Source organism: Fusibacter sp. (assembly GCF_057447755.1).
Genome location: NZ_JBVBZF010000178.1, coordinates 1 through 7,235, shown reverse-complemented (window position 1 = coordinate 7,235; position 7,235 = coordinate 1). Strand labels below are relative to the sequence as shown.

General features: G+C 31.6%; 13 protein-coding genes. 4 read left to right on the top strand and 9 right to left on the bottom strand.

What is annotated here, in order from left to right:
* The 6 genes from AC220I_RS15600 to AC220I_RS15575 form a co-directional block, all read right to left on the bottom strand.
* On the bottom strand, window positions 1-405 hold a 405-nt coding region (locus AC220I_RS15600), incomplete at its 3' end, for a GNAT family N-acetyltransferase (protein ID WP_486724785.1).
* Window positions 406-569: 164 nt separating this feature from the next.
* Window positions 570-1,094: a hypothetical protein gene (locus AC220I_RS15595; protein WP_486724784.1), complete on the bottom strand. Its 525-nt coding sequence runs from the start codon at window positions 1,092-1,094 to the stop codon at window positions 570-572.
* Between the two features lie 107 nt (window positions 1,095-1,201).
* Window positions 1,202-1,930 (bottom strand): Fic family protein, encoded by a 729-nt coding sequence (locus tag AC220I_RS15590; protein WP_486724783.1) that lies wholly within the window; start codon window positions 1,928-1,930, stop codon window positions 1,202-1,204.
* Window positions 1,931-2,070: 140 nt separating this feature from the next.
* Window positions 2,071-2,277, bottom strand: a complete 207-nt coding sequence (locus tag AC220I_RS15585; protein ID WP_486724782.1) for a Fic/DOC family N-terminal domain-containing protein — start codon at window positions 2,275-2,277, stop codon at window positions 2,071-2,073.
* 285 nt (window positions 2,278-2,562) lie between these two features.
* Entirely contained in the window at window positions 2,563-3,033 is a 471-nt protein-coding gene (locus tag AC220I_RS15580) for a hypothetical protein (protein ID WP_486724781.1), read from the bottom strand.
* A gap of 184 nt (window positions 3,034-3,217) precedes the next feature.
* The gene (locus AC220I_RS15575; protein WP_486724780.1) at window positions 3,218-3,769 is read right to left on the bottom strand and encodes a hypothetical protein; all 552 of its coding nucleotides are present in this window, start codon (window positions 3,767-3,769) and stop codon (window positions 3,218-3,220) included.
* A 255-nt stretch (window positions 3,770-4,024) separates the two neighbouring features.
* Between AC220I_RS15575 and AC220I_RS15570 the strand changes: the two genes are divergently transcribed.
* Together AC220I_RS15570 and AC220I_RS15565 are read left to right on the top strand one after the other, a co-directional pair.
* Window positions 4,025-4,231 (top strand): type II toxin-antitoxin system HicB family antitoxin, encoded by a 207-nt coding sequence (locus tag AC220I_RS15570; protein ID WP_194704302.1) that lies wholly within the window; start codon window positions 4,025-4,027, stop codon window positions 4,229-4,231.
* Complete coding sequence (locus tag AC220I_RS15565) at window positions 4,231-4,458, top strand: type II toxin-antitoxin system HicA family toxin (RefSeq protein ID WP_486724779.1); 228 nt, start codon at window positions 4,231-4,233, stop codon at window positions 4,456-4,458. Before AC220I_RS15570 ends, AC220I_RS15565 begins: the two co-directional genes overlap by 1 nt.
* A gap of 242 nt (window positions 4,459-4,700) precedes the next feature.
* On the opposite strand, the gene AC220I_RS15560 is transcribed toward AC220I_RS15565, so the two are convergent.
* The 3 genes from AC220I_RS15560 to AC220I_RS15550 all read right to left on the bottom strand — a co-directional run bounded on the left by AC220I_RS15560 (window position 4,701) and on the right by AC220I_RS15550 (window position 6,221).
* Complete coding sequence (locus tag AC220I_RS15560) at window positions 4,701-5,048, bottom strand: type II toxin-antitoxin system RelE family toxin (RefSeq protein WP_486724778.1); 348 nt, start codon at window positions 5,046-5,048, stop codon at window positions 4,701-4,703.
* Window positions 5,048-5,389 (bottom strand): type II toxin-antitoxin system Phd/YefM family antitoxin, encoded by a 342-nt coding sequence (locus tag AC220I_RS15555; RefSeq protein WP_486724777.1) that lies wholly within the window; start codon window positions 5,387-5,389, stop codon window positions 5,048-5,050. The genes AC220I_RS15560 and AC220I_RS15555 overlap by 1 nt, the downstream gene beginning before the upstream one ends.
* A 205-nt stretch (window positions 5,390-5,594) precedes the next feature.
* Entirely contained in the window at window positions 5,595-6,221 is a 627-nt protein-coding gene (locus AC220I_RS15550) for an HD domain-containing protein (protein WP_486724776.1), read from the bottom strand.
* A 287-nt stretch (window positions 6,222-6,508) separates the two neighbouring features.
* On the opposite strand from AC220I_RS15550, the gene AC220I_RS15545 reads away from it, so the two are divergent.
* Complete coding sequence (locus AC220I_RS15545; RefSeq protein WP_486724775.1) at window positions 6,509-6,868, top strand: type II toxin-antitoxin system RelE/ParE family toxin; 360 nt, start codon at window positions 6,509-6,511, stop codon at window positions 6,866-6,868.
* A complete protein-coding gene (locus AC220I_RS15540) occupies window positions 6,858-7,127 on the top strand; it encodes a helix-turn-helix transcriptional regulator (RefSeq protein ID WP_194699740.1) in 270 nt (89 codons plus the stop codon). Before AC220I_RS15545 ends, AC220I_RS15540 begins: the two co-directional genes overlap by 11 nt.
* The last annotated feature ends 108 nt before the right edge of the window (window positions 7,128-7,235 follow it).

Sequence of the window (7,235 nt, the reverse complement as noted above, 5' to 3'; positions counted from 1 at the left end):
TTCCTTTTCCATATAATATTTTGTACTCGATATTGGATACTTTTCTTGCTTATACATAATTTCATATCCATTTTTCTTATAAAATGGCATTGCTTGAAAATCAAATGTATTCAAGGCTGCTTTTTTACACCCTTTATTCTTTGCAAATGCCTCAGCTCTTGACAAAATATCTTTACCAACTCCTTTTCCACGTTCTTCCTTGTCAACCCAGAAAAAATCTATATCTAGCCATTCTCCAAAAATAGTAAATACAATCCCACCAACCATGGTTTGATCTTCCATACTATAAATTGTATATTGATCTTTTCTATCAACTTCCCAAAATTGTGAATTATGTTCTTGAAGCTTATGTCTTACTTTATTTACTTCTTCCTCTGTTGGATGCTCTATTGTAATATATTTCATCTCTACCTCCTGATTAATCCATACCATATAACTTAGTAAAATATTTCATCAAAGGTTTCTGCCTTTCCACATGTTACTTCCTTTTGATGTCGTAGGGAATAAAGTGGCAAAGGGCTTGATTCGAAAGGAATGTGAGATTTGAAAGAATATGGGAAATTTGCGTGTCATACGATGGATTTGGCTTTTTCTTCTAAAATCTTGTTTATATTGTCTTTGTGTGTAATTGGAATCCTCATCCTTAAATCGTATTCTTGCACTACTAATAATGAAGGACTTCGTTTTGATGTAATTATAAATTTCTCAAAATCTCCATTAAACATTGATTTCCATTCAATGCCAACAATATCATTCCATCCTACAAATCGGTCTGGAAAAAATATGCCATTATCACATATCTCGAAGGGTTTTCGTGATTCTACCAATATAATCAGTCCAAATATTATGGCCGCTATCACTTCAAGACAATTTGAATAATCATTATGTAATTGATATTGTATTTTTCCATGCCACACCGCTATAAAAATAATGAATGCCCCTCTTATTTTATAATCAAAATCTTGATTTTTAATTTTAATAATTACATTTTTTCTTCCTCTATAATGCTTGTTTCGACGATAATTTTGATAAATTTCGTGTAAAATCATTAGTAAAAACAAGACTGTAAATAGTATAGTGACTGGATCTGTCAATCTCATCTCCTCCTAACCATATATGTTGTCTAACGTTCCCGTTGTTACCGAAGTTCATTCTTTTTAAGTTTTATGGGGAAAAAATGACGCATTAGCGGATCGTCTGTCTACATCACTTTCATGACTTCCAATAATTTCTTATTTATAAACAATTTATCTTTTCCTCTTACCTCAACTTCCAGTATTCCTGACTCTACAAGTTCATTAAGATAATTCGATGCTGTTTTTCTAGTCACATTTAGGCCTACTTTAACATTGCTATTCCTTGTATAAATTTCGATAAACAAGATTTCAACTAATTCTTTTGAATAAATTTTTGGATGCTTTTCTTTTATCTCATTACTCGTATTTTCAATAAGCTCATTCATTTGTCTCAATATATTCAATGATTTTTCAGATGTCTTTTGGATTCCCTTTAGAATGTAAAGTATCCATTCTTCCCAATTGCCCTTGTTGTGAATATCATTTATAAGTCTATAATAATCCTCTTTTGTTGATAGTATATATTTGCTTAGATATAAAATTGGTGAGTCCAGCAATCCTTTCATTACTAAGAACAACTCGTTTATGATTCTTCCAGTACGTCCGTTTCCATCATAAAATGGATGGATACTTTCAAATTGATAATGTATTACAGCTAGTTTAATCAACGCATCAATTTCATCTTCTTCATTGATATAACGCTCTAGATTTCCTAGTAAATTTCTTATCTCCGTTTCAGTTTCTGGTGGAGTATAAACGACCTCTCCGATTCTTTCGTTAATGAGCTTAGTTCCACCTTGTGTTCTAATTCCATCTTTATTCCCTTCGATAATTTCTTGTATTTCAACAAACATATTAGTTGTTAAAAAAACCATTTTTTTAATAAGTTCGATACCTTTCCAAAGTGCTTCTTTTTAATTTAGGACTTCTTTAGCAGCACCAAACAAATACTCAGACTTAGATAGGGCTGAGAATAACTCATCATGAGTCGTTTTTATATTTCTATTTCAGAGCTTTCTTTTGCTTCATTAAGTGCAATAGCATTTATCAAAATATTTTTATTAGGTACTATTTCGGAATAACCCTTGAGTTCTGCAAGTTTACGATTTGCTTTTGATGCTTCTCTCATTATTTCATTTGTTTCTAAATCTAAACTTTTTCCATTAAATTGAGGCGGTAAATATGACAAGTGATTACTCATTGAATTCTCCTTATGGGTAATTTTATTGTTTTTTTACTCTTATTTTAACTATTTGTGTAATCATTACCCATGTCAATAAAATATAAGTAAAATTATATAAAATTTACTCATCTGAAAGATATCCGCTAATTTTCCCGCTATTACCGAAGTCACTCTCTTTTATAGTCATAGCGGGAAAAGTGACGCTGGTCTTGCCCCGCAATATCTGTGACATCAGAAGAAATATCAATGAATAGTCACGTTAGACGAAGTATCCAACTGTAATTACTTATAGCAAATACATATCTACTGTTCTTCTACAAGTGACAATATTTCTTTTAATAACTGATTACCTTCTAAAATTTCATACACCTCTTTATCAGCAGACTCATACCGCACATTAAATTTACCTAGCAATATATGTAGAGGCCTATCATTTTGAATTAGTGAAAATTCTACTATTTCATCACCAGATTGGTATGGGAAGTAGTTGTTCTTTGTTCTTCTACACTTATATTTTGATAATATTGCAAGTAAGTCTTCATTATCAACTATATATCCTACTTCATTTACTTCTATATATGTAGAATTATCTAATTGATCAATGTAAAGTCTAGTACCGTCTCCTTGTCTTATATCCTGTGATTTGATGTTTATTTCTTCTATACTAATCAAATCATATTCTTTATTATAAACATGCTGATTTTTAACATAGAATACCAGGATTAATACAATAATTGCTAATAATATGATTCCTCTATTAAAGTTCTGTCTCATAATTTACCTCTCAAATTTCACAAGACTGCTTAACCTATTGGCTAGTTGAATATTTTGTATAACATTCCCGCAGTCTCCGACGTTCATTCTTTTTTACGCCTTAGCGTAAAAAATGGCGTGGTGTTTTACTCGCAAGAACCGTGTCATTGGAAGGAATGTATGAAAATGACGTGCTATACGTCGTTCAATTTATTAATATATTATCTCTTTCAATCATTAAGTCTTCTAAAACTTCATTGCTCTCTTTTCCAAGTAATTCTTCAATACTCCGTCCATATATGTCCCCCATTATATTATCTAAGAGCTCATACCTTGTTTGGACATCTAGACTATATGATCCAATAATATTGTTTTCTAACTTAACTACAACAATTTTAGTTTTATTCGGAAAACCTGTTTTAAATCCATATTTTATAGTTCTTTTCAATCTATCAAAATCATTGTCAAACGGATGATTAGTCACATATACAAAGTTAAGGATTAAATCCATACCTAGATATTCTCTTATATCTACTCCCATTAAATGAAATGTTTCTAAATAAGTTATCTTTAGATTTTCTTTTGTAAGATGCCACGTTCTCTCTTCATCGCATCCTACAATTCTATATCCATATGCGTTTATGTAATCTAATACATCATTTGGTATATTCGCTGTATTTTCTAGTGGTTTATAAAAAACGAATATCAAGCATGAAGATATTAATAGCCCCATTGTTACTAAAACTATTCTTTTCATAAATATTGTCCTTATAATTTAAATGACTTATAAAGTTCCCGCGGTTACCGAAGTTCCTCCTTTTGACCCTTAGGGTAAAAGTGGCGCTGGACTTGCCTCGCAAGGACTGTGACATCAGAACGATTTCCGGTAAGTGACGTGTTATTGGAAGTTCTGAACTAGATCATGTTAATTACCATTCTTCAATAATCTTCATTTTCTCATACATTGATGATATAATGTGTATAGGGATACCATATATAAAGAGGTGATATTATGTTAGTTAAAATAACAGCTATAATTCAAAAAGAAGAAGATTGGTACGTTGCTAAATGTGTTGAAAATAATGTAGCTTCACAAGGAAAAACTATTGAAGATGCCATTTCAAATTTAACTGAAGCTGTTCAACTATATTATGAAGATGATGATGCAATCATTGAAAATCATCAAACACTAATAACTACATTGGAGGTTGCTATCTAATGGGTTCAAAGTATCCAATATTGACTCCAAAGGAAATTATTCGAGCTTTAGAAAAAATAGGATTTCAAAACGTTTCCCAAAAAGGAAGTCATGCCAAATATAAAAATCAATCATTCCCTGTCCGTGTTGTTATAATTCCAATTCATTCTGAAATTGCTAGAGGCACTTTAAAAAGTATTTTAGAACAAGCAAATATTTCATTAGATGATTTTTTAAATCTTTTATAATTTTGTCTCTTTAATTTAAGGAGACATTTTTTTATGTTCTGAATTTCCGATAACGTTCCCGCACTTACCGAAGTTCCTCCTTTTGACCCTTAGGGCAAAAGTGGTGTAAAATATGCTTTCTCACAATATGTAATTCGACACTAATTTGTAATCTCCTTCCAAGTGTTAAATATAAAAATTTCCTCTGCATATTTTATGACAACAGAGGAATTTAGGTAAGTGTCGTGTTATGGGATGGAGCGTTAAAAAACGTCTTTGTGAACATTCTCTCCATATCTTATCTTCCTTTTCTCAGCTTCTTTATAGCTTTCTTCATCAGCTCTTAAAGAAATCACGATTATATTCATAACTTCTTTATTCCGTACAATTGTATAGACTACTCTAATTCCTATACCTTTATACTTAATTTTAAAAAAGCCGGTCAACTCAGTTCCATTCTGATTTCCTAATGGTTTTCCATATCCACCTTCATTTTGTGGTAAAGGATTTTGACTTACTTTTCTGATTCCTGCTAAAACTTGTTTTACAATACTATTATCTAATTTCTTTAAGTCTTTTATCGCTTCTTCACAAAATTTTACTTCCCACATTATTCAATATCCACACTTTCTGCAAGTTCGTCAATTTCTGAATCAGAAATACCCATTTCTTCTAATACGTTTTTCATTGATGTGTATTTCTCTGAATCATTCTCAGTAATACGTTTTGTTGCAAGCAATAACAATTCTAATTCCTCTCGTGTTGCCATCAATGTATTATATTCATCAACAGATAAAATTACTGCCTGGGGTCTATTATTTTTTACAACAATATACTGATCTTTATTTTTCTCTACATCTTGAATAACCTTTGATGCCTTTCCTCTACCTAAGTCAGATACAGAAATTATATGATCTAAAGCGTTTCTCAAATCTAAATTTTTAGCTATCATAATATTCACCTCTCTTACTTAAAGTATATCATATTTACATGCAAATTTACATGTAAATATTGTGTTGAGATTTAATTATATGACCGTATGCTTAATAGCTCTTTCCCATAACGTTCCCGCAGTTTCCGACGTTCCTTCTTTTTAACGCCTTAGCGGAAAAAGTGGCGCTGCCCTTGCCTTGCAAGGACTGTGACATCAGAGTGATTTAGGTAATCGGCGTGTTAGCCGAGCGTTCCATAATCTTTTCTCTAAAACAATTATACGCATCTTCTGTCCATTCGTGATAACATGCCAATTCGCCTTTTTGTTTATGTAACTTTTCTAAATAATAAAAAATTGGCTCATCTATTGAATTCTCAAATTTTTCTTTCATTTTCAATACTAGATCAATATATTCTTTTTCTTTCCAACTTAACTTATCTGATAAAAATACAATCTTGTCTATAATACTCGGATTCATTTTTAAAGTTGTATGACATTCAACTGCATTCAAAATATCGGTATCTTCAATTTTAAAGACTTGGGTTGCTATGATTCTTGATGCAAATTGATGTAAGATGCCTAAGTAATTTAATTCATTTTGGGATACTATTTTTCCATTGTCAGTACAAAACATGACAATATCACTTCTTTTTACCACTCTGCCTAAATCATGAAGCAATGCTGCTGTGATACATTTCTCACGAATTTCATCTTCCAAATTTTTCATCATACTTACTTGATATACAACATCAAGTGTATGTTCATAGACTGATTTCATATCAAAATTTTCATAATATGATTCAATATTTTCCATAAGATTATTATTTTTAAAATTAAAATTTGTATACATTTTAGTTACTCCAACTCAATTCTTTGTGGAATGTCGGTTGACGTTCCGGCAGTTCCCGATGTAGCTGTCCTCGCCCTTAGGCGAGGATTGGCGTAAGTTTTGCCTTCCCTATGTATATTCGATGAATTATTGTAATATCCTTCATTATTTCCTTAATTTAACTGCCGCAAAACTTATGACAACAAGCTATGTTGGGAACTGTCTGTTATGCGCCGTTGAAGATTGTCTTACGACTTGCCAATATAACATATATGTTATATAATTAAATTAGATAGGAGGATAAAATATTGTTTTCTATTGAATATTATACTCACAATAACAGATGTCCTATTTTAGATTTTCTTAAATCCATTCCCAAGAAAGATGCTGCTAAAATTCTTAAAGAGATTGAACTTCTCGAAGAATTTGGACTGTCACTTGGCATGCCACATATCAAAAAAATAGCTGGTACTAAAGATTTATGGGAATTAAGAATCAAACAATCTACCAATAATTACAGAGTATTTTATTTTACTATGCATGGTCATGCTATTATTCTGTTAAATGCTTTTCAAAAGAAGTCTCAAAAGACTCCTGATAAGGAAATACAACGAGCTTTGACTTATATGTACGATTATATTGAAAGGAATGATGTAAATGAAACATGATGATATCAAGAAAATTCTCTTGGAAGATGAAGAAATAAAAGTTGAATATGATGCCCTTTCTCCTATTTATGAAATAAAGAAGGAACTCATCAGACTTCGTCTTGAAAAAGGCCTTTCTCAGCATGATCTTGCTGATCTAATTGGTACGAAGCAATCTGCAATATCACGCCTTGAAAATGGCTCATATAATCCTAGTATTGAATTCTTGTCGAAGATTGCCCATGCCTTGGGTAAAGAACTCCATATTTCTTTCAATTAGCCAGCCTTAGCTGGCTTTTCTTCTATGGCGTCATAACGTTCCCGCGGTTACCGATGTTCTTCCTTTTGACCCTTAGGGAAAAAGTGGCGGAGACCTTGCCGCGCAAGG

Excerpts from the sequence above, each read along its gene's own strand:
- AC220I_RS15590 (WP_486724783.1), bottom strand. The coding sequence starts at position 1,930 with ATGTTTGTTGAAATACAAGAAATTATCGAAGGGAATAAAGATGGAATT.
- AC220I_RS15585 (WP_486724782.1), bottom strand. The coding sequence starts at position 2,277 with ATGAGTAATCACTTGTCATATTTACCGCCTCAATTTAATGGAAAAAGT.
- AC220I_RS15580 (WP_486724781.1), bottom strand. The coding sequence starts at position 3,033 with ATGAGACAGAACTTTAATAGAGGAATCATATTATTAGCAATTATTGTA.
- AC220I_RS15575 (WP_486724780.1), bottom strand. The coding sequence starts at position 3,769 with ATGAAAAGAATAGTTTTAGTAACAATGGGGCTATTAATATCTTCATGC.
- AC220I_RS15570 (WP_194704302.1), top strand. The coding sequence starts at position 4,025 with ATGTTAGTTAAAATAACAGCTATAATTCAAAAAGAAGAAGATTGGTAC.
- AC220I_RS15565 (WP_486724779.1), top strand. The coding sequence starts at position 4,231 with ATGGGTTCAAAGTATCCAATATTGACTCCAAAGGAAATTATTCGAGCT.
- AC220I_RS15560 (WP_486724778.1), bottom strand. The coding sequence starts at position 5,048 with ATGTGGGAAGTAAAATTTTGTGAAGAAGCGATAAAAGACTTAAAGAAA.
- AC220I_RS15555 (WP_486724777.1), bottom strand. The coding sequence starts at position 5,389 with ATGATAGCTAAAAATTTAGATTTGAGAAACGCTTTAGATCATATAATT.
- AC220I_RS15550 (WP_486724776.1), bottom strand. The coding sequence starts at position 6,221 with ATGTATACAAATTTTAATTTTAAAAATAATAATCTTATGGAAAATATT.
- AC220I_RS15540 (WP_194699740.1), top strand. The coding sequence starts at position 6,858 with ATGAAACATGATGATATCAAGAAAATTCTCTTGGAAGATGAAGAAATA.